Raw genomic sequence first — 18,612 nt, forward strand, 5'->3', positions numbered from 1 at the left:
CTCCAGGGCGGGCGCGGCGGCCGGCGGGCGCGGGCGCGCCCGGCCGCCGGCGGGCAGCCGGGCCCACACCGTCTTGGCGTCGGTGCGGTAGGTGACGCCCCAGGACTCGGCGAGCGTGGCGACCAGGCGCAGTCCGCGCCCGTGCTCGGAGGCCTCCTGGGGCGGCTCGCCGCCGGGGTCGCGCGGGGCGCGGGCCGGGTGCTGGTCCTCCACCTCGACGACGAACGCGCCGGTCTCCTCGAGGCGCCAGTCGACCACCACCTCGGTGCCCGCGTGCAGGACGGCGTTGGTGACGAGTTCGCCGACGACGGCCATGGCGTCCTCGGCCAGCCGGGCGGAGGTCGCGGGGTCGGTGAGGCCCTGGTCGGCCCACTCGGCGAACGCGGCGCGCAGCAGGGCACGGGCGGAGCCGGGCGCGAGGGGGCTGCCGGGCAGGGTGGCACGCCCCCGGGCGCGCGGGCCCGCGCCGGGGTGCGCGGGCGCGTCACAGGCCCGGGAGCCGGTCTCCCGCTGCGTCGGTATCGCAGCCATGTCCATGCGGCCAGGGTGACAGAAAGACCCGGGACCTAAGCGCTGAGTTACCGAAGTGGACAGCCGCCCGCGAGAACTGTGCTACGGGTGTGCTCGAAGGCGGTCGGAAAATGAGCGGAAAGCCACCACACGGCCGCCGTCCACGCCGCCGCGGGCCGCCCGGGCGGGTGGGGGCTGGTCGGGGGCTGGTGGGTCCTTTTCATCCGTTCCGGGCATGCGCCGGTCCCGGAGGGCCGGGTGGCCTCCGGGACCGGTCGGCCGGCTCAGGCCTCCCGCGTGCCCGCGTACATCTCGTCGATCAGGCCCTTGTACTCCCGCTCGACCACCGGCCGCTTCAGCTTCAGGCTCGGCGTGATCTCGCCGTGCTCCACGTCGAGGTCGCGCGGCAGCAGCCGGAACTTCTTGATGGTCTGCCAGCGCTGCAGGCCCTCGTTGAGCTCCTTGACGTACCCCTCGACCATCTCGACGGTCTGCGGCGCGGCGACGACCTCGGCGTAGGACCTGCCCTCGAGGCCGTTGTCCTTGGCCCACTGCAGGATGGAGGGCTCGTCGAGCGCGATGAGCGCGGTGCAGTAGTTCCGGTCGGCGCCGTGCACCAGGATGTTGGAGACGTAGGGGCACACCGCCTTGAACTGGCCCTCGACCTCGGCGGGGGCGACGTACTTGCCGCCGGAGGTCTTGATGAGGTCCTTCTTGCGGTCGGTGATGCGCAGGTAGCCGTCGGGCGACAGCTCGCCGATGTCACCGGTGTGGAACCAGCCGTCCGACTCCAGCACCTCGGCGGTCTTCTCGGGCTGCTGGTGGTAGCCGTCCATGATGCCGGGGCCGCGCAGCAGGATCTCGCCGTCGTCGGCGATGCGGACCTCGGTGCCGGGCAGCGGCTTGCCGACCGTGCCGGTCCGGTACGCCTCGCCCGGGTTGACGAAGGAGGCCGCGGAGGACTCGGTGAGGCCGTAGCCCTCCAGGATGTGGATGCCGGCGCCGGCGAAGAAGTAGCCGATCTCGGGCGCGAGCGCGGAGGCGCCGGAGACACAGGCGCGCAGCCGGCCGCCGAAGGCCTCGCGGAGCTTGGCGTAGACGAGGGTGTCGGCCACCTTGTGCTTGGCGGCGAGCCCGAACGGAGCGGTGGCGGTGCCGGTGCGGCGGAAGTTGTCCTGGGTGACCTTGGCGTACTCGCGGGCGACCTCGGCGGCCCACTGGAAGATCCTGTACTTGGCCGCGCCGCCCTCGCGGGCCTTGGCCGCGACGCCGTTGTAGACCTTCTCGAAGATCCGCGGCACGGCCGCCATGTACGTCGGCTGCACCACCGGCAGGTTTTCGATGATCTTGTCGACGCGGCCGTCGACGGCCGTGACGTGGCCGACCTCGATCTGGCCGGAGGTGAGCACCTTGCCGAAGACGTGCGCGAGCGGCAGCCACAGGTACTGCACGTCGTCCATGGTGACCAGGCCGGTCGACGCGATGGCCTTCGCCATGTACGACCAGTTGTCGTGCGGGAGCCTGACCCCCTTGGGGCGGCCGGTGGTGCCGGAGGTGTAGATGAGGGTGGCGAGCTGGTCCTTGGTGATCGCGCCGACCCGCTCCTTGATCAGCTGGGGGTGCTTCTCCAGGTAGGCGGTGCCGCGCCGCTCCAGCTCGGTGAGCGTGGTCACCCAGTCGTCCGTCTCGACGCCGGCCGGGTCGATGACGACGACCTTGGTCAGGGCGGGCAGCTCGGCGCGCTTCTCCACCGCCTTGGCGGCCTGGGCCGCGTCCTCGGCGATCAGCACCCGGCTCTCGGAGTCGGCGAGGATGAACGCCGACTCGTCGGCGTTGGTCTGCGGGTAGACGGTCGTGGTGGCGCCGCCCGCGCACATGATGCCGAGGTCGGCCAGGATCCACTCGACGCGGGTGGAGGACGCCAGCGCCACCCGCTGCTCCGGTCCCAGGCCCAGTTCGATCAGGCCGGCCGCGATCGCGTACACCCGCTGCGCCGCCTCGCCCCAGCTCAGCGACTTCCAGTCGTCGGGGCCCTGCCCGGTGGAGGGCAAGGGGTAGCGGTAGGCCTCGGCGTCCGGTGTGGCCGCCACGCGCTCAAGGAAGAGGGCCGCGACGGACGGCGGACGGTTCTCGATCAGGGTCTGTGTGTCGCTCACGACATCCTCCGGGGCCCGCGACAGTGCGGCTGACTCGGTGCGGCTGGGTTGACTCACGGTGGGGTTCGCGCGCTTGTTTAACTCGCGAGTAACTATCGAGCAGGGGATCAGAGTAAGGCGCGACCGCCCGCTGCGTAAGGGGCATCGGCCTGTCTCTTTCCACGCAGAGCGACGCTACGCACGCGTAGGGGCCCGCCGCACTTTCGCACGACGAGCCCCCCGATGCCCGGAATGCGGACGCGACCCGTTGTTACCCCCGGTTACTTCTTGCTCTTGGCCGACCCCGCGCTGTCATCGCTGGAGAGCACCGCGATGAAGGCCTCCTGCGGAACCTCCACGGAACCCACCATCTTCATCCGCTTCTTGCCTTCCTTCTGCTTCTCCAGCAGCTTCCGCTTGCGGGAGATGTCACCGCCGTAGCACTTGGCGAGGACGTCCTTGCGGATGGCGCGGATGGTCTCGCGGGCGATCACCCGGGAGCCGATGGCGGCCTGGACCGGCACCTCGAAGGCCTGCCGCGGGATGAGCTCCTTGAGCTTGGCCACGAGCCGCACACCGTAGGCGTACGCCTGGTCCTTGTGGGTGATGGCCGAGAAGGCGTCGACCTTGTCGCCGTGCAGCAGGATGTCGACCTTGACGAGGCTCGACGTCTGCTCGCCGGTGGGCTCGTAGTCCAGGGAGGCGTAGCCGCGGGTCTTGGACTTCAGCTGGTCGAAGAAGTCGAACACGATCTCCGCGAGCGGGAGGGTGTAGCGGATCTCGACCCGGTCCTCGGAGAGGTAGTCCATGCCGAGCAGGGTGCCGCGCCGGGTCTGGCACAGCTCCATGATCGAGCCGATGAACTCGGTCGGCGCCAGGATGGTGGCGCGCACGACCGGCTCGTACACCTCGTCGATCTTGCCCTCGGGGAACTCGCTGGGGTTGGTGACCGTGTGCTCGGTCCCGTCCTCCATGACCACGCGGTAGACCACGTTCGGCGCGGTCGCGATCAGGTCGAGCCCGAACTCGCGCTCCAGCCGCTCCCGGATCACGTCCAGGTGCAGCAGGCCGAGGAAGCCGACGCGGAAGCCGAAGCCGAGGGCCGCGGACGTCTCCGGCTCGTAGACCAGCGCCGCATCGTTGAGCTGGAGCTTGTCGAGGGCCTCGCGCAGCTCGGGGTAGTCGGAGCCGTCCAGCGGATACAGACCCGAGAAGACCATCGGCTTCGGGTCCTTGTAACCGCCGAGCGCCTCGGTGGCGCCCTTGGCCTGGCTGGTGACGGTGTCACCGACCTTCGACTGGCGGACGTCCTTCACACCGGTGATGAGGTAGCCCACCTCACCCACCCCGAGCCCGTCGGCCGGCAGCATCTCGGGCGAGGTGACACCGATCTCCAGCAGCTCGTGCGTGGCGCCCGTCGACATCATGCGGATGCGCTCGCGCCTGTTGAGCTGGCCGTCGATGACACGCACGTACGTCACGACACCGCGGTAGGAGTCGTAGACCGAGTCGAAGATCATCGCGCGGGCGGGCGCGTCGGCGACACCGACCGGCGGCGGGATCTCCTTGACGACCTTGTTCAGCAGCGCGTCAACGCCGAGACCGGTCTTCGCGGAGACCTTGAGCACATCCTCCGGGTCGCAGCCGACCAGGTTCGCCAGCTCCTCGGCGAACTTCTCCGGCTGCGCGGCCGGCAGGTCGATCTTGTTCAGCACGGGGATGATCGTGAGGTCGTTCTCCATCGCCAGGTAGAGGTTGGCGAGGGTCTGCGCCTCGATGCCCTGGGCGGCGTCGACGAGGAGGATGGTCCCCTCGCAGGCGGCCAGCGACCGCGAGACCTCGTAGGTGAAGTCGACGTGCCCCGGGGTGTCGATCATGTTGAGGATGTGGGCCGTGCCCTGGTCGGGGCCCTCGGTCGGGGCCCAGGGCAGACGCACCGCCTGGGACTTGATCGTGATGCCGCGCTCGCGCTCGATGTCCATACGGTCGAGGTACTGAGCACGCATCTGCCGCTGCTCGACCACACCGGTCAGCTGGAGCATCCGGTCGGCGAGCGTGGACTTGCCGTGGTCGATGTGCGCGATGATGCAGAAATTGCGGATCAGAGCCGGGTCGGTACGGCTCGGCTCGGGCACATGGTTAGGGGTCGCGGGCACGCAGGGTCCTGTCTCTTGAGGCGCCTTATGCCTCGGGTCGGATCGATACGTAGTCTCCATGGTCCCACGCGGCGGGACCGGGGACCGTTTTGGGCCGCTCGCAGGGCCACTGGTACTGTAGATGGCTGTGCCTCATGCCCTCTCAGCACGAGGCACGTCAGAGAAATTTTGGATCACCGGCACGGGACCCGAGCGGCCCCGTGCCTGAACCTGAAAAGGCTCCTTCGTGGCGAACATCAAGTCCCAGATCAAGCGGATCAAGACCAACGAGAAGGCTCGGCAGCGCAACAAGGCCGTCAAGTCCTCCCTGAAGACCGCGATCCGCAAGGCCCGCGAGGCCGCTGCCGCGGGTGACGTCGAGAAGGCCACCGAGCTGCAGCGCGCTGCCGCGCGTGCGCTCGACAAGGCCGTCTCCAAGGGCGTCATCCACAAGAACCAGGCCGCCAACAAGAAGTCGGCGCTTGCTTCCAAGGTCGTCGCGCTCAAGGGCTGAGACCCTTACTGATCTGACCGCCGGAAGGACCCAGAGCGGGCCCTCTCTCATCCGCTCCCGACCGGCACCCCAGGATCCGCGCGCGGCCTGCGTTCGCCACGCGGGCGCGGATCCGGCAGCTTGGTCCGAAGGCCCCGGCACCCTCCCTTCCCCAGGGCGGGCGCCGGGGCCTTCGGCATGCTCCCCGCGTCGCGGCCGCCTCAGGCCCAGAAGTCGTCGAACTTGCCGAGGTCCGGTACGCACTCGTCGATGTCGGTGATCTTGTCCCCGACGATCCGCAGGACCAGGCAGCCGTCCTCGTGGTGACGCCTGCCCTCGCGCTCCGCGGTGATGTGGTGCAGCGCGACGGCGTGACCCCGGCCGTCGACGAACACGCCGCGCAGGTCCGCGCGGAAGCTGCCGCCGGTCTCCTGGAAGAGCCGCTCGTACATGCCGATGACCGCGTCCTGCCCCTTGAAGTCCCCGGACAGCGGGTGCCTGCCGGGGACATGGTGCGTGACGTCGGCCGTCATCAGCCCGCGCAGGGCGTCCATGTCGACGCGGAGGAAGGCGTCGTACCCCTTGCGGACGAGGGTCGCGTGCGGGTGTTCAGCCATGGCGATCGCCACCTTTCCACGCGTCGGCGAGGTGCGGCTGACAGCTCCGATTCTCCTCGCCGCGGCAGGCACGGGGCGACTGGATCACCGCGCCGGGCGGCTCAGCCCCGGCCCCGGGACCGCGCGGCCCGCGCGATGGTCACGACCGCCTTCTCCAGGGCGTACTCGGGGTCGTCGCCGCCGCCCTTCACCCCGGCGTCGGCCTCCGCGACCGCCCGCAGGGCCACGGCCACCCCGTCCGGCGTCCAGCCCCGCATCTGCTGGCGCACCCGGTCGATCTTCCACGGCGGCATCCCCAGCTCACGGGCCAGGTCGGCGGGCCGGCCACCGCGCGCCGACGACAGCTTCCCGATCGCCCGCACCCCCTGGGCGAGCGCGCTGGTGATCATCACGGGGGCCACGCCGGTGGCCAGCGACCACCGCAGCGCCTCCAGGGCCTCCGCCGTACGTCCCTCCACCGCCCGGTCGGCGACCGTGAAGCTGGAGGCCTCGGCACGGCCGGTGTAGTAGCGCCCGACGACGGCCTCGTCGATCGTCCCCTCGACGTCGGCGACGAGCTGCGCCGCCGCCGAGGCCAGCTCGCGCAGGTCGCTGCCGATCGCGTCGACCAGCGCCTGGCACGCCTCGGGCGTGGCCGACCGCCCGAACCCGCGGAACTCCCCGCGCACGAACGCCAGCCGGTCCGCCGGCTTGGTCATCTTCGGGCACGCCACCTCCCGCGCCCCCGCCTTGCGCGCGGCGTCGAGCAGCCCTTTGCCCTTCGCACCGCCCGCGTGCAGCAGCACCAGTGTGATCTCCTCCGCGGGCGACCCGAGGTACGCCTTCACGTCCTTGAGCGTGTCGGCCGACAGGTCCTGCGCGTTGCGCACGACCACGACCTTGCGCTCGGCGAAGAGCGAGGGACTCGTCAGCTCGGCCAGCGTGCCGGGCTGCACCTGGTCCGACGTCAGGTCCCGCACATCGGTGTCGGCGTCCGCGGCCCGCGCGGCGGCCACCACCTCCCGCACGGCACGGTCGAGCAGCAGCTCCTCCTGGCCCACCGCCAGGGTGACGGGTGCGAGGAGGTCGTCGTCAGTGGTCTTCTTGGCCATCACCGACAGCATCCCACGCGGCACCGACAACGCGTCCGCGCCGCCGGATCACGGCTCCTCCCGCCAGCCGTCCCACTCCCCCGCGAAGGAGTCCAGCTCCGCCGCGTCGAGGCGCTCCTTCTCGTCCGTCAGCACCACCAGCCACTGGGCGTCCTCGGCGTCGTCCTCCCCCGCCAGCGCGTCCCGCACGATCCGCGGTTCCTCGTCGAGGCCGAACCGCTCCCCCAGTGCCTCCGCCGCCTCGTCCGCGGCGTCGCGGTCGGGCAGGACCAGCACATGTCTCACATCGCTCACGGGATTCATTGTCCGGTACGCGCGGCACGGCCCCGGTACGCCCGCGCACCCGTGCTCAGCGCGAGGTCCGGCCGACCAGGTCGACGACCTCGCCGAGGAATCCCTCGTCGAGCATGGTGGAGACCGCCGTGTCGCCCTCGTCGCCGTAGCCCGCGTCGTGGCAGGCCACGCCGATCAGATGGCCGCCGTCCAGCCCGAAGGTGCCGAAGGACCACTCGCCGTGCGAGGCCGGGGTGCCCGTCGGGGTGAGCAGCGCGCGGTGGTCCGGGTCGAAGCCGAACTGGGTGAAACCCATCCGCATGCCCTGCCCGAGCGCCTTGGTGTAGGCCTCCTTCAGGACCCAGGTGCGCAGGAGGTCGCGCTGCTGCTCCTCCTCGGGGAGGGCGGCCAGGCGGCGGCGCTCGGCCGGGGTGCACACATGGCGCTCGACCGCCGAGTACTGGATGCGGCGGTCGCTCCGCTCGGTGTCGACGCCGATCCGGCCGCGCCGGTTCAGGCCGACCACCAGCAGGTCGCCGGTGTGACTGAGGCTCACCTCGATCTGGTCGCAGCCCCGCAGATACGGACGTCCGCCCGCCTTGGACGCGAGTTCCACCGCGTCCGGCGGGGTCTGCAGGACGGCTCCGGCCGTGTGCTTCAGCAGCAGCCGGGAGGCCGCGAAGCGGTCGCGGGCCTGCGGGTCGGTCAGGGCGTGCAGCCGCTGCCAGTCGCGGGCGCCGAGCACCGGGCGCAGCCGGGGGTCGGCCAGGGTGGCGGGCAGCCAGCCGCGCCACGACGCGTGGACGACGACGTGGCCGTGCCAGGCCATGGACTGCCTGACCCGGCTCCACGGGCTGTCCGGCCCGGGCATGTGGAGGGGCGCCGCTACGGCGGGACTGTTCACGGGATACCTGCTTCCGCCAGGGGCGCGTCGTGGAGGTCGAGACCGCGGCCGGCGGCGAAGCGCGCCAGCAGTTCCTCCATCACGCGGTCGACGCAGTCCGCGGGGAGGGGTGGCAGGGTGAGGCCGAGCCGGCGGCCCAGCCGGTGCAGCGCCAGGACGAGCCAGGCCGGGTCGGCGAGGAAGCCCTCGGTGTGCCGTTCCCAGGTGGCGAGGGCGGCCCCGATCACGCAGAGCACCGCGTGGCGGTCGGCGCGTGCGGCCATGGCGGGGCCGGTGAGTGCCGCCCGGTCGCCCGGCTCCACGGCGCGGCAGTCGTCCCGCAGCTCCCGCAGGGCATCCCGGAAGGCGGTGGCCATGGTGCGCAGGATGGTGCCGTACGGGCCCGGGACGGTGTCCCCGGCGAGGCGGTCGGCGCCGGCGCCGAGCGCCGCGGCAAGGAAGTCGCCGCCGCCGGCCACCTGGAGGGCGGTGAGGTCGAGGGCGGGGACCCGGGCGCCGGGGGCGAAGAGGGCGTCGGCGGGCTCGGGTTCGACGCCCCAGGAGGTGCGGGCGAGCAGGGGCAGCTGGGGGATGACGACGGCCTGGCAGGAGGCGGTGCCGGCGTGGCCGAGACCGGCGGCGGGCAGGTCGCGCAGCAGTTTGGAGAGCATGCCCTGGTCGGTGTCACGGCTGTAGCCGCCGGCGCCGAGCACCGTGGCCAGCTCCTCGAGATCGTCGCGGAGCAGGTCGGGCACGAGGTACTTGAGTCCGGCTGCGGCCAGATGGGCGCTGTCCGGGAGCAGGGACAGGGCGCGGAGTACGGCGGTGGCGCAGCTGTCGCTCGCCAGGAGGTCCGCGAACACGCCCGCCAGGACGCCGCGCTGCCGTCGGCCGAGGGCGCCGGCGGCGAGGGCGGTGCGCAGCGCCGAGCGCAGCACGGTGTCCACGGAGGCGATCACCGCGCCGGTGATGAGGGTGCGGTTGAGCTGGAAGGTGCGCAGGGCGAGGCGTACGCCGGCGCCCTCCGCGCCGACCAGGGCGGCGCCGGAGACCCGGCAGTCCTCGAACTCGTATCCGGCGAAGCGGCAGCCGCGCATGCCGGTGGTGGGGCGGCGGCCGAGCAGTCTGAGCCCGTCGCCGCGCAGGGCGTCGGGGTCGAGCAGCAGCACCGAGTGGGCGGCCGGGCCGGGCGCGGGATCGGTCCGGACGTAGGCGACGACCGCGCCCGCCCGGTCGGCGTTGACGACGACGTCCTTGCGGCCGCGCAGCAGGTAGCCGTCGCCGTCCGGCAGGGCGTCGACCTCGCCGCGGAGCATCGCGGTGCCGTGCGCGAGGGAGCGGTGCACGATCGCGGCCCGGCCGCCGGACGCCAGCAGCCGTGCCACGTGGGCGCGTTGGGCCGGCGATCCGGCGGCGAAGACCGGGGCCGCCGCGAACAGCGAGGTGATGCCGTAACCGAAGCCGAGGGCCACGTCGCGGCGGAAGACGGGGCGCAGCACGTGGACGAGGCTCTCGGCGTCGTGCAGCCGGCCGCCCAGCGCGACCGGGACCAGCTCCGCGCCGAACCCCTCGTCGTCGAGCAACGCCTCCGCGTCCGGCAGGAGTTCGCAGGCGTCGTCGGCGGTGAGGAGGGCCCGGAAGCCGAGGGGGTTGGTGGGGTCGCCGGGGTCGCCGAGCCGGCGTTCGAGGCGGGCGGCCCGGCGGCGGACGTCGTCCCGCTCACGGAGTTCCACGGTCACGGGCTGAGCCCTCCCTCCGCCGCGCGGGCGTACAGCGGCCTCAACTCGCCGCGCAGGTACAGGTCGCGCATCAGGGAGCGGCGGACCTTGCCGCTGGTCGTGCGGCGGACGGTGCCGGGGCGGACCAGGACCACCCGGCCGGGGTCGGCGCCGAACTCGCCGTGCAGCCGGCCCCGCACCCGGTCGGCCAGGTCCGCCAGCTGACGGGTGCTCCAGCCGGTGCCGTGGACCTCCTGGATGGCCACGATCTCCTCCCGTTCGGCGGGAGCGGCGAGCACGACGGCCGATCCGAACGGGGCTCCGGTGCGCGCCAGTTGACGTTCGGCCTCCTGGGGGTGCAGGGTTCGGCCGTCGATCAGGAGGGCGTCCTTGATACGGCCGGTGACGTACAGCTCGCCGTCGGACAGGGCACCGAGGTCGCCGGTGCGCAGGAAGCCGTGTTCGCCGCGGGCGGTGACCGCGTCGAAGGCGGCGGCGGTCTCCGTGGGGCGGCGCCAGTATCCGGCCGTGACCGCCGCGCCGCGGACCCAGATCTCCCCGACCGTTCCGTCCGTGAGGACCGCGGAGGTGTCCGGGTCGACGATGCGCACGGTGTCCGGGGCCGGGCGGCCGCAGCCGACGACCGTGCGCACCGGACGGCCCGGGACGGGAGGGGTGAGCGTGCCGTGGTCCAGTGCGGCGGCGCCGACGGTGGTGGTCCGCGCCGGGCCCGGGCCGCCGACGCTGACCAGCAGGGTCGCCTCGGCGAGGCCGTAGCCCGCGACCAGCGCGCCGGTGCGCAGGCCCGCGGCGGCGAAGCGGCGTGCGAAGGCGTCCTGGGTGACGGCCGAGACGGGCTCGGACGCGTTGACGGCGACCGTCAGCCGGCCGAGGTCGAGCTCCGCGAGGTCGGCGTCGGTGACGGCGGCCAGGCAGCGGGCGTACGCCGAGTCGGGGGCGGCGGTGACGGTGACGCCGTGCCGGGCGACCTCGCGCAGCCAGCGCAGCGGGTCGGCGGCGAACAGGCTCTGGGGCATGAGGACCGCGGTGGCGCCGAGCCAGAGGGGGTGCAGGAGCTGGCCGATGAGGCCCAGGTCGTGGTGGAGCGGCAGCCAGCCGCCGATGCGGGCCGTCCGGTCCGTGCGCAGGGCGTCCTGGAGCGCCCGCATGACGGCGAGCAGGTTGGCGTGCGTGACACGGACGCCGCGCGGGGCGGCGGTGCTGCCGGAGGTGTACTGGATGAGGGCGGTGTCCCCGGGGCCGGGGGCGGGCGGCTCCCCGTCGGCGGCGGCGGCCGGCAGGTGGTCGACCGCGAGGCACACGACCGCGGAGCGTCCGGCGTCGGCGAGCCGGCGGGAGAACTCGGGGGCGTGCGCGGAGTGGGTGAGCAGCAGGGGCGCGTCGGTCTCCGCGGCGATGGCGGCGGTGCGTTCGGCGGCGGCCCGCGAGGCGTCCGGTGGGGGTACGGGGACCGCGACTGCCCCCGCGTACAGGCAGCCGAGCAGGGCCGCCACCGTGTCCGGGCCGCTGTCGGTGGCGACCAGGACCGGGACGCCCGCGGCCCGGCGCCCGCGCAGCGCTGCGGCCACGGTGCGGGCCCGGGCGTCCAGTTCGCGGTAGTCGTGGGCGGTGGCCCGGCCGGTTTCGTCCAGGCAGAGCAGCGCGGTGTCCCCGGCACTCGCGGAGAACCGCTGTGCCAGTGCGCGTGTGAAGCTCGTCGCCGCTGTCATACCCTGCTCCCCCTGCGCCGGTGCGAATGCCTGTCCACTCCTACTCTGCGTGCCGGTCCTTGACGAACACTTGACGATCGATCGTGCTGGTCGGCCCTGGTCCGGTCATCGGCGGAACCGCGGCGCCCCGTCGAGCAGATCGTGCAGGAGGTCCATCTCCTGCGGGCTGAGCGGGAGGTCGGGGCGCAGTCGTTCCGGGTGGCCGGGCGGCGGGCCGTCGGCGTCGACGGCGGCCATCAGCGGGAAGCCGTCGCCGAGGCCGCGGAGCCCGGCCCGGGTGCTGTCCGCCGCCGCGAGGTACAGATCGACGCCGCCGTGGACCATGAGGGCGTGTCCCACCGGTCGCAGCCAGCGGCCGAGCCGACGGCGCCAGTGGCCGGGACGCTTCCATCGGGCCATGTCAGAGCACACCTTTCAAGCCGCGGTATCCGTTCATCTCGGTCGCCTCTCCCTTCACCTCCGGCCGGTCGGCGGCCGGGGTGGCAGGGAGGATGGGAGGGCAGGCCGGAGAAGCGCCGGAGAACCACTGGAGCTTCGGTGGAGAGGTCGCGAAAGGGTGTGTCGCGAAGCTACTGATTCCGGCCATCCGTATCGATCAGCGTGTGCGGCATACTTGGCCGAGTCTGATTCAACTGAGACACGGGGGGCATGAGTGGTACGAGTTCTCATAGCCGAGGACATGCACATGCTGCGCAAGGCGCTGGTCTCGCTGATCCAGCTGGAAGCGGGACTGGAGATCGTGGCGGAGCTGTCGTCCGGCTCCGACATCGTGCCGACCGCCCTCGCGCTGCGACCGGACGTCGCCGTTCTCGACATCGACCTCCCCGGCACCGACGGCATCACCGCCGCGGCCTCGCTGCACGAATCCGTGCCGGAGTGCCGCACCCTGATCCTCACCAGCCTGGGCAGACCCGGGAACCTGCGGCGGGCCCTGGCGGCCCACGTCTCCGGCTTCCTGCCGAAGGACTCCGACCCCGACGCGCTGTGCGACGCGATCCGCAAGGTCGCCGCGGGTGAGCGGGTCATCGACCCCCAACTGGCCCTCGCCACGCTGGACTCCGGGCCGTCCCCGCTCACCGGGCGGGAGCAGGAGGTCCTGCAACTCGCGGCGGAGGGTCATGAGCCGTCCCACATCGCCTCGCGGCTCCACCTGTCCTCCGGGACCGTGCGCAACTACCTGACCTCGGCCGTCAGCAAGCTCAACGCCCGCAACCGGGTGGACGCGATCCGCATCGCCCGCGAGGCGGGCTGGCTGCGGGCCCAGTAGGGGCGCCGGGCAGGGCCGGCGCCCCGGTGCGCCGCTAACCCGCCGGCGCGAGCTCCACCTCAGCCGCCAGTTCGAACCAGCCGTCCGTCCGCGGTCCCGCCGAAAGGGAGCCGCCGACCGCCGTCACGCGCGTCGACAGGTTCCCGATGCCGCTCCCGCCGCCACGGGAGTCGAGCACGGGCTCTCCGGAGCCGTGCACCCCGTCGTTGACCAGTGAGAGCCGTACCGCCCCCGCCACGCGCTCGGCGGTGATCAGGCACCGCTTGGCCTGGCTGTGCCGCAGGACGTTGGTCATCCCCTCCCGCAGCAGGGTCGCGAGGACGGTGTCGACGTCGCCGGGCAGCTCACCGCAGTGGAGCCGGACCTGTGCCTGGATGCCGACGCCGGCCAGCATGGTCACCGCGCTCTCGGCCTCCGCGCTCAGGCTCATCCGGTGGGTGCCGCCCGCCACCGTCCGTACGTCGGCCAGCGCCTGCCGGACGATCTGGAGCACCTCGGTGAGTTCCCCCTGGGCCTGCACCGGCTTGTCCTCGGCCAGCCTGCGGACCAGTTCGCACTTGAGGGTGATCGCGGAGAGGCTGAACCCGAGCAGGTCGTGCAGGTCACGGGCGAAGCGGAGGCGTTCGGTGATCACGGCGAGCCGGGCGATCTCGGCGCGCGACCAGTGCAGTTCGAAGGCGAGCTGGGCCATGCGGGACAGGCCGAAGACGACCAGTGCGCAGATCACGTCGTAGGCGGACAGGTAGATGATGTCCTGGGTGGCGTTGCCGACGAGGTAGAGCGTGAGCGTGCTGCTCGCGACGACGCCGGCGGCCACCGGCCAGGCGGCGGCAGCGGGCAGCACGAGGAGGGCGGAGCCCGCGACGAAGCCGGGCAGTCCCAGCCACTCGATCCCGAACAGCAGGGACGGGACGAACTGGAACGCCGCCTGCAGTGCGAGCGCCGCGTACCGCGGCCATCCAGCCCACCACGCCGACCACGGCAGGCGCCAGTGGAACGACTGGGCGACCTGAAGGGCGCAGGCGCCCACGAGCCAGGCCGCGCTCGCGGCCATCCGTCCAGGGCCCGGCTCGAAGGAGAGAGCGAGGACCGCCGAGGCCACGAAGTAGCCGAGGAGGACGGCGGAGGTGATCGCCGTGGCCGCCGTCGGCACCATGTCCGGGTACACGCACTCGTACGCCTGCGCCTCGTCGTCGTCGCCGGACGCGGCGCGCCGGGCGGGGCGGGAGGAGGCGGGCTCGGGCAGGGCCGGCTCGCTCAGCGGCACCGCGGCCTCGATGCGGAACCAGCCGTCGGCGTCCGGTGCGTGACGGAGCGAACCGCCGAGCGCGCGGATCCGCCGTTCCAGGACGGCGAGCCCCCCGTCGGCGACCGAGTGCACGACCCGGGACGCGCGTCCGACGCCGTCGTTGACGACACTCAGGCGCGCGGTGGCGTCATGGGCCTCGGCCCTGATCACGCAGTGCTCGGCCTTGCTGTGCCGCAGCATGTTCGTCAGGCCCTCGCGCAGCACCGCCGCGAGCGCGGTGTCCACCGGACCCGGCAACTGCCCGCAGTCGTAGCCCACGTCGGCCCTGATCCCGGCCGCGGCCAGCATCGACACGGCCGCGTCCGCCTCGCCGGAGAGCGACATCTCCCGGTACCCCCGGCTCACCGACCGCACGTCGGCCAGCGCCTTGCGGGAGGTGCGGAGCACCCCGGTCAGTTCGTCCCGCGCCATCGCCGGGGCGTCCGCGAGCAGACGGTAGGCCAGTTCGCACTTGAGGGAGACCGCCGAGAGGCTGTAGCCGAGCACGTCGTGCAGGTCCCGTGCGAAGCGCAGCCGTTCGCCGTCGACGGCCAGACGGGCGAGTTCGGCGCGGGAGCGGTGCAGGTGGACGATCATGCCCGACATCCGCGACAGGCCGATCACGATCAGCGGGATCAGCACGGCCTCCGTCGTGTTGTACGCGATCGTGGCCCAGCCGTCGGCGAAGTGGAAGAAGACCGCGCTGTCCCCGACGACGCAGAGGCAGAACAGGGGCCAGCCGATCTCGGCCGAGAACACCAGCACCGCCGAGGCCGTCAGGAACTCCGTCATACCGCCCCACGCCACGCCGAACCGCATGATCGGCAGATAGGCGAGCAGGCCCTGCAGCACCCACGTCGCGACCCGGTAGCGGGGCGCGACGGGGAACAACCTGGGGAAGGAGTGGCCCAGTTGCAGCAGGAGGATGGCCGCGAAGCCGAACAGGGCGGCTCCGAGCTGCCAAGCGGGCGGGTGTTCGGCCCAGACGTACGAGCCGTCGATGACGAAGAATCCGACGAGAACCACCGCGGTGATGGCTATCGCCTTACGCGGCGGTAGTTCCTGACTGCCGGCCGGCGCGGGTTGCCCGTCCGCGCGGCCGTTTTCGAATATTCCCAAAATTCCCCCATGGTCCACAGTGCTTGGTCACAGCACAGTCCCGGTTCGGAATCATAAAGAATCTTCTTTACCGTTCAGTAGCCCCTGGGCGGACCGCGGCAGTCCGCCGCCGGGTGCGACGCGTTCGGCGAGCAGTCCGGCGGCGGCCGCGTAACAGCGTGCGGCGCGGGCGACGGCCGGCGGGGGATGTGCCGGGGTGCCGTCGCGACGGCCGCTCAGCCGGTCGAGGAGGCGGTCGGCCTCGGGACCGTGCAGTTCGAGGCGGTGGTGCAGGCGCGGGGAGTACAGGACCGTGGTGCGTCCCTCGCGCCGGGCCAGGACGTCGTCCCGCAGCCGCGCCCGGCCGCCCGGCTCCGCCGACGCCGGGCGGAAGCCGGCCCCGGGCGCCACGGGCAGCACGCTCAGGCACAGGGTGGCACCGACCGCCAGGTGCCGGACCACCACGTCCTGGTGCGCGTCGAGGACGGTGAGCAGCTCCCGGGACGCGTCGTCCCAGTGCTCCTCGGGGACGTCGTAGCCGGGGAATCCGGGGACCACGTTGGCGAGGGAGACCGGACCGAGCAGCATCCGGCGCAGCGCCTCGCGGACGGAGCGCGCGGGCCGGGGGACGGTACGCCGGCCCCACGGCGTGCGCAGCAGCACGTCGTCGCCGTCGAACCCGACCGTGACGTCCTCGCGCAGCGACCACAGCTCCGAGAGTTCGGGGGCCGCGAGCCGGTCGATGCGCATGGGGGTCCTTCCGGGTGTACGGGGGGTGAGGTCGGGCGGCGGGCCTACAGGAACAGCGGTACGGGGTTGAGGTCCTCGTACCGGGTGGGTTCGGCGCGTCTGCCGAGAGCCACCGGCACGTCGAAGAGACGGCCCGGGGCGAACCGGGCCCAGTGCGGGCGCAGACCGGGCACGACGACCCGGACCACGGGAAGGCCCACGTCGGGACGTGTCTGGTCCAGCACGAGCAGCTCCATCCCGTGCTCCCGCAGGAGGGCCACGGCGGCCTCGATGTCCTCTCGCAGATCGTCGCGGGGGGTGTACGCGTGCGTGTCGGGCCCGGTGGGGGACGAGCCGTCCGGCAGCAGGTACGGGTGGGCGGCCGTGGTGGCGGTCCGCAGCCAGTGGGCGACATCGGCGTCCCGGGTGACGGTCATGCACTCGGGGGCGTCCTCGAGGACGTGCGGCATCATCTGGTTCAGCTCGGTCAGGGCGCGGCGCAGGGCGACGCGCGGATCGAGGTGGGCGCCGAAGCCGAACATGATGTGCTCAGGTCCGCCGTCGGTGCGCCGGGAGACCGCGGCCATCACCGGGATGCCGAGGTCGGCGGTGATGTCGAGCACCCAGACCTCACGGCCCAGCGAGGCGTGCACGCGGCGCAGTTCGGTGATCCAGGGGTCGTCGAAGGCGTCCAGGTCCACCGCGGGGTGTCGGGTGCGGTTGTACCACCACAGGGCGAGGGCGTCGCGTTCGACGAGTTCCAGGAACCCCTGGAGCACGGCGTCCTCCAGGGTGCCGCCCGCCGCCGTGCCGTTGGAGGTGGCCAGGCAGGTGAAGGCGCCCTGCGGCTGCGGCACCCCGTAGTAGAGCAGTGCCGTCGGCAGCAGTTTCCGGCGCCGTTCGGTCAGCGACCACATGGGCGTCCAGTCCGTCTCCCGGTCGTCGTCGAAGGGCTCGCACACATACTGGAACGGGCCGTGGGCCTCGTTCCACTCGGCGCGTCCGGCGTACTGCCTCGGGTCGTACAGCTGGACGGTGTCGGGGTGGACGGCGCGGTCCCGGAGCGCGTGGTAGCTGCCGCGCACCGTCGCCTCGCCGCCCTCCGCGTACCCGGAGTGCCGCTCCAGCGCCTCCGCCAGCGCGCTCACCCGGGCCTGGAGCGCGGTGGCCCCCTTGCCGCCCACGGCGGCGCGCAGCCCGCCGCGGATCGCCCCGATCCCCTGGCCGGCGACGGCCGGGTTGAGTCCGGCGCAGTAGGAGTTGAGGAACTCCGGACCGCACGGATAGCGGGTGATGTCCCGGACCAGCCCGGTGATCGGGTCCACCAGGTGCCCGTAGCGGTCCAGGAGCTGCCGCGGGCCGAGACTGCGGTGGCCGTTGCCGCCGGTGTCCGTCTTGAGCCGGGAGCGCAGCACCACGGGGGTCTGCACCTGGGCGGCGGCCATGCCCGGCTCGCCGCACGTCGCGCACTGCGGGCGCAGGCTCACCGGATGCTGCTCCCCGGCCAGCGTCAGGCTGTCGAGGGTGCGCAATGCCTGCTGGCTCGCGTGCCGGTATCCGGCCAGCCACTTGGCGGCCTCCAGCGCGGCCAGGTGCAGCGCCGTCAGCCGGGACGCGGGCAGCGAGCAGGAGGGGCGCGGCACCGGGCCGGACCGGCCCAGCATCCGCTGGATGTGCGCCTCCACGGGGCGGGACCGCCACAGGCGTTCGGCCAGGCAGGACCAGCAGGGGCCGTCCCCGCCGCCGAGGAACGGACCCAGCCACAGTTCGGTGCCCTCGGTCTTCACCGGCAGCCAGCGCCGGCCGGCCGCGCGGAACTCGGCGTCCACGGCGGCGAGCGCCGGGTCGAGGTAGTCGTCGCAGAGGACCACCGCGAGGGCGGCGTCCGCCTCGTACCCGGGCTCGGCCGTCGCGAGGCCGACGGCCTCGAGGCAGGCGGACAGTTCGGCGGCGTCGACACCCCCCACCGCGAGCACCTGGACCGTCCCGTCCGTGCGGGCGGCCGCAGCGCGGTCGCCGTCCAGGCCGCCCGCCTCCCAGTAGGCCTCCTCGGCCGCCCGCTCCGGCTCCACGACGCGCTCGGCGCGGTTGCACAGGAGTCCGGCGCCGCTCAGCCGGGACACCAGCCGGGCCGCCTGTCCGGCGGGCAGCGTGTCCGCGGCGTCGCGGGCGATCCGCTCCAGCGGCCGGGTGCCGTCCAGAAGGGGCGCGAGCCGGCTGATCTGCTGGCCGTGCAGGGCGGTCACCCGCTGGTCGGAGATCAGGTAGACCGCTTCACCGGGCACCTGCTCGACCCGCAGGTGCGGCTTGAACCCCAGCAGGGGGACGGCGGTCCGGCCGACGCCCATCAGGCGGTGTACTGGGCGGACTTGGCGGACTCGGGAAGCGCCACTCCGCAGCCGAGGCACAGCCTCGGCACCTGCCCGACGATCGCGCTCCGCCCGAACTCCTCGATGACGAGGTCGTCCTGGCCGGCACCCGTGACAATCATGTTCCCCTGCATGACATCCATCCCTTGGTCAGTGAGCTGACGTTGGGGGAACCCCCCCGTCGGCACCCGGTTTCCGGTCGTGCCGACACCGAGAACCCTGCCGCCGGAATCCGTGACTCCCCAGTGCCACGGTCACGCGATGCACATGAAACTT

At 72.8% G+C, this 18,612-nt stretch carries 16 protein-coding genes; 2 read left to right on the forward strand and 14 right to left on the reverse strand.

The genetic code is table 11. The features are described 5' to 3' along the window. The 3 genes from PV343_RS27870 to lepA all read right to left on the reverse strand — a co-directional run. The coding region (locus PV343_RS27870) for an ATP-binding protein (protein WP_319149825.1) at positions 1-531 on the reverse strand (531 nt) is incomplete at its 3' end. Positions 532-794: 263 nt separating this feature from the next. Next, positions 795-2,666, reverse strand: a complete 1,872-nt coding sequence (locus tag PV343_RS27875) for an AMP-dependent synthetase/ligase (protein WP_319149745.1) — start codon at positions 2,664-2,666, stop codon at positions 795-797. A gap of 260 nt (positions 2,667-2,926) precedes the next feature. After that, on the reverse strand, positions 2,927-4,801 hold the full coding sequence (gene lepA, locus PV343_RS27880; protein ID WP_020939940.1) for a translation elongation factor 4: 1,875 nt from the start codon (positions 4,799-4,801) through the stop codon (positions 2,927-2,929). A 226-nt stretch (positions 4,802-5,027) separates the two neighbouring features. Here lepA and rpsT point away from each other — a divergent pair, with 226 nt between their 5' ends. Beyond that, positions 5,028-5,294, forward strand: a complete 267-nt coding sequence (gene rpsT, locus PV343_RS27885) for a 30S ribosomal protein S20 (RefSeq protein ID WP_133921250.1) — start codon at positions 5,028-5,030, stop codon at positions 5,292-5,294. Positions 5,295-5,494: 200 nt separating this feature from the next. Here the strand turns inward: rpsT and PV343_RS27890 are convergent, their stop codons facing one another. The 7 genes from PV343_RS27890 to PV343_RS27920 form a co-directional block, all read right to left on the reverse strand. Then, positions 5,495-5,890, reverse strand: coding sequence for a nuclear transport factor 2 family protein (locus PV343_RS27890; protein WP_319149746.1), 396 nt, complete (start codon positions 5,888-5,890; stop codon positions 5,495-5,497). Positions 5,891-5,991: 101 nt separating this feature from the next. Further along, complete coding sequence (holA, locus tag PV343_RS27895) at positions 5,992-6,981, reverse strand: DNA polymerase III subunit delta (protein ID WP_319149747.1); 990 nt, start codon at positions 6,979-6,981, stop codon at positions 5,992-5,994. 48 nt (positions 6,982-7,029) lie between these two features. Further along, on the reverse strand, positions 7,030-7,275 hold the full coding sequence (locus tag PV343_RS27900; protein ID WP_319149748.1) for a hypothetical protein: 246 nt from the start codon (positions 7,273-7,275) through the stop codon (positions 7,030-7,032). A gap of 55 nt (positions 7,276-7,330) precedes the next feature. After that, complete coding sequence (locus PV343_RS27905; protein WP_319149749.1) at positions 7,331-8,158, reverse strand: 4'-phosphopantetheinyl transferase family protein; 828 nt, start codon at positions 8,156-8,158, stop codon at positions 7,331-7,333. After that, complete coding sequence (locus PV343_RS27910) at positions 8,155-9,876, reverse strand: acyl-CoA dehydrogenase (RefSeq protein WP_319149751.1); 1,722 nt, start codon at positions 9,874-9,876, stop codon at positions 8,155-8,157. The genes PV343_RS27905 and PV343_RS27910 overlap by 4 nt, the downstream gene beginning before the upstream one ends. Next, positions 9,873-11,585, reverse strand: a complete 1,713-nt coding sequence (locus tag PV343_RS27915) for an AMP-binding protein (protein WP_319149752.1) — start codon at positions 11,583-11,585, stop codon at positions 9,873-9,875. The genes PV343_RS27910 and PV343_RS27915 overlap by 4 nt, the downstream gene beginning before the upstream one ends. A gap of 105 nt (positions 11,586-11,690) precedes the next feature. Beyond that, positions 11,691-11,984 (reverse strand): DUF6059 family protein, encoded by a 294-nt coding sequence (locus PV343_RS27920; protein ID WP_319149753.1) that lies wholly within the window; start codon positions 11,982-11,984, stop codon positions 11,691-11,693. Positions 11,985-12,237: 253 nt separating this feature from the next. Between PV343_RS27920 and PV343_RS27925 the strand changes: the two genes are divergently transcribed. Next, positions 12,238-12,852, forward strand: coding sequence for a DNA-binding response regulator (locus tag PV343_RS27925; RefSeq protein ID WP_319149754.1), 615 nt, complete (start codon positions 12,238-12,240; stop codon positions 12,850-12,852). A 34-nt stretch (positions 12,853-12,886) separates the two neighbouring features. On the opposite strand, the gene PV343_RS27930 is transcribed toward PV343_RS27925, so the two are convergent. The 4 genes from PV343_RS27930 to PV343_RS27945 form a co-directional block, all read right to left on the reverse strand. Beyond that, the gene (locus PV343_RS27930) at positions 12,887-15,166 is read right to left on the reverse strand and encodes a sensor histidine kinase (RefSeq protein ID WP_319149755.1); all 2,280 of its coding nucleotides are present in this window, start codon (positions 15,164-15,166) and stop codon (positions 12,887-12,889) included. Between the two features lie 144 nt (positions 15,167-15,310). Continuing rightward, complete coding sequence (locus PV343_RS27935; RefSeq protein WP_319149756.1) at positions 15,311-15,988, reverse strand: hypothetical protein; 678 nt, start codon at positions 15,986-15,988, stop codon at positions 15,311-15,313. A gap of 44 nt (positions 15,989-16,032) precedes the next feature. Next, positions 16,033-18,315 (reverse strand): TOMM precursor leader peptide-binding protein, encoded by a 2,283-nt coding sequence (locus tag PV343_RS27940; RefSeq protein ID WP_319149757.1) that lies wholly within the window; start codon positions 18,313-18,315, stop codon positions 16,033-16,035. Beyond that, positions 18,315-18,458, reverse strand: a complete 144-nt coding sequence (locus PV343_RS27945) for a hypothetical protein (RefSeq protein ID WP_319149758.1) — start codon at positions 18,456-18,458, stop codon at positions 18,315-18,317. The genes PV343_RS27940 and PV343_RS27945 overlap by 1 nt, the downstream gene beginning before the upstream one ends. Positions 18,459-18,612: the final 154 nt, after the last annotated feature.

This window comes from Streptomyces sp. WI03-4A (assembly GCF_033792105.1).
Classification (GTDB): Bacteria; Actinomycetota; Actinomycetes; order Streptomycetales; family Streptomycetaceae; genus Streptomyces; species Streptomyces collinus_A.

Excerpts from the sequence above, each read along its gene's own strand:
- PV343_RS27890 (WP_319149746.1), bottom strand. The coding sequence starts at position 5,890 with ATGGCTGAACACCCGCACGCGACCCTCGTCCGCAAGGGGTACGACGCC.
- holA (WP_319149747.1), bottom strand. The coding sequence starts at position 6,981 with ATGGCCAAGAAGACCACTGACGACGACCTCCTCGCACCCGTCACCCTG.
- PV343_RS27915 (WP_319149752.1), bottom strand. The coding sequence starts at position 11,585 with ATGACAGCGGCGACGAGCTTCACACGCGCACTGGCACAGCGGTTCTCC.
- PV343_RS27920 (WP_319149753.1), bottom strand. The coding sequence starts at position 11,984 with ATGGCCCGATGGAAGCGTCCCGGCCACTGGCGCCGTCGGCTCGGCCGC.
- PV343_RS27935 (WP_319149756.1), bottom strand. The coding sequence starts at position 15,988 with ATGCGCATCGACCGGCTCGCGGCCCCCGAACTCTCGGAGCTGTGGTCG.
- PV343_RS27940 (WP_319149757.1), bottom strand. The coding sequence starts at position 18,315 with ATGGGCGTCGGCCGGACCGCCGTCCCCCTGCTGGGGTTCAAGCCGCAC.
- PV343_RS27945 (WP_319149758.1), bottom strand. The coding sequence starts at position 18,458 with ATGATTGTCACGGGTGCCGGCCAGGACGACCTCGTCATCGAGGAGTTC.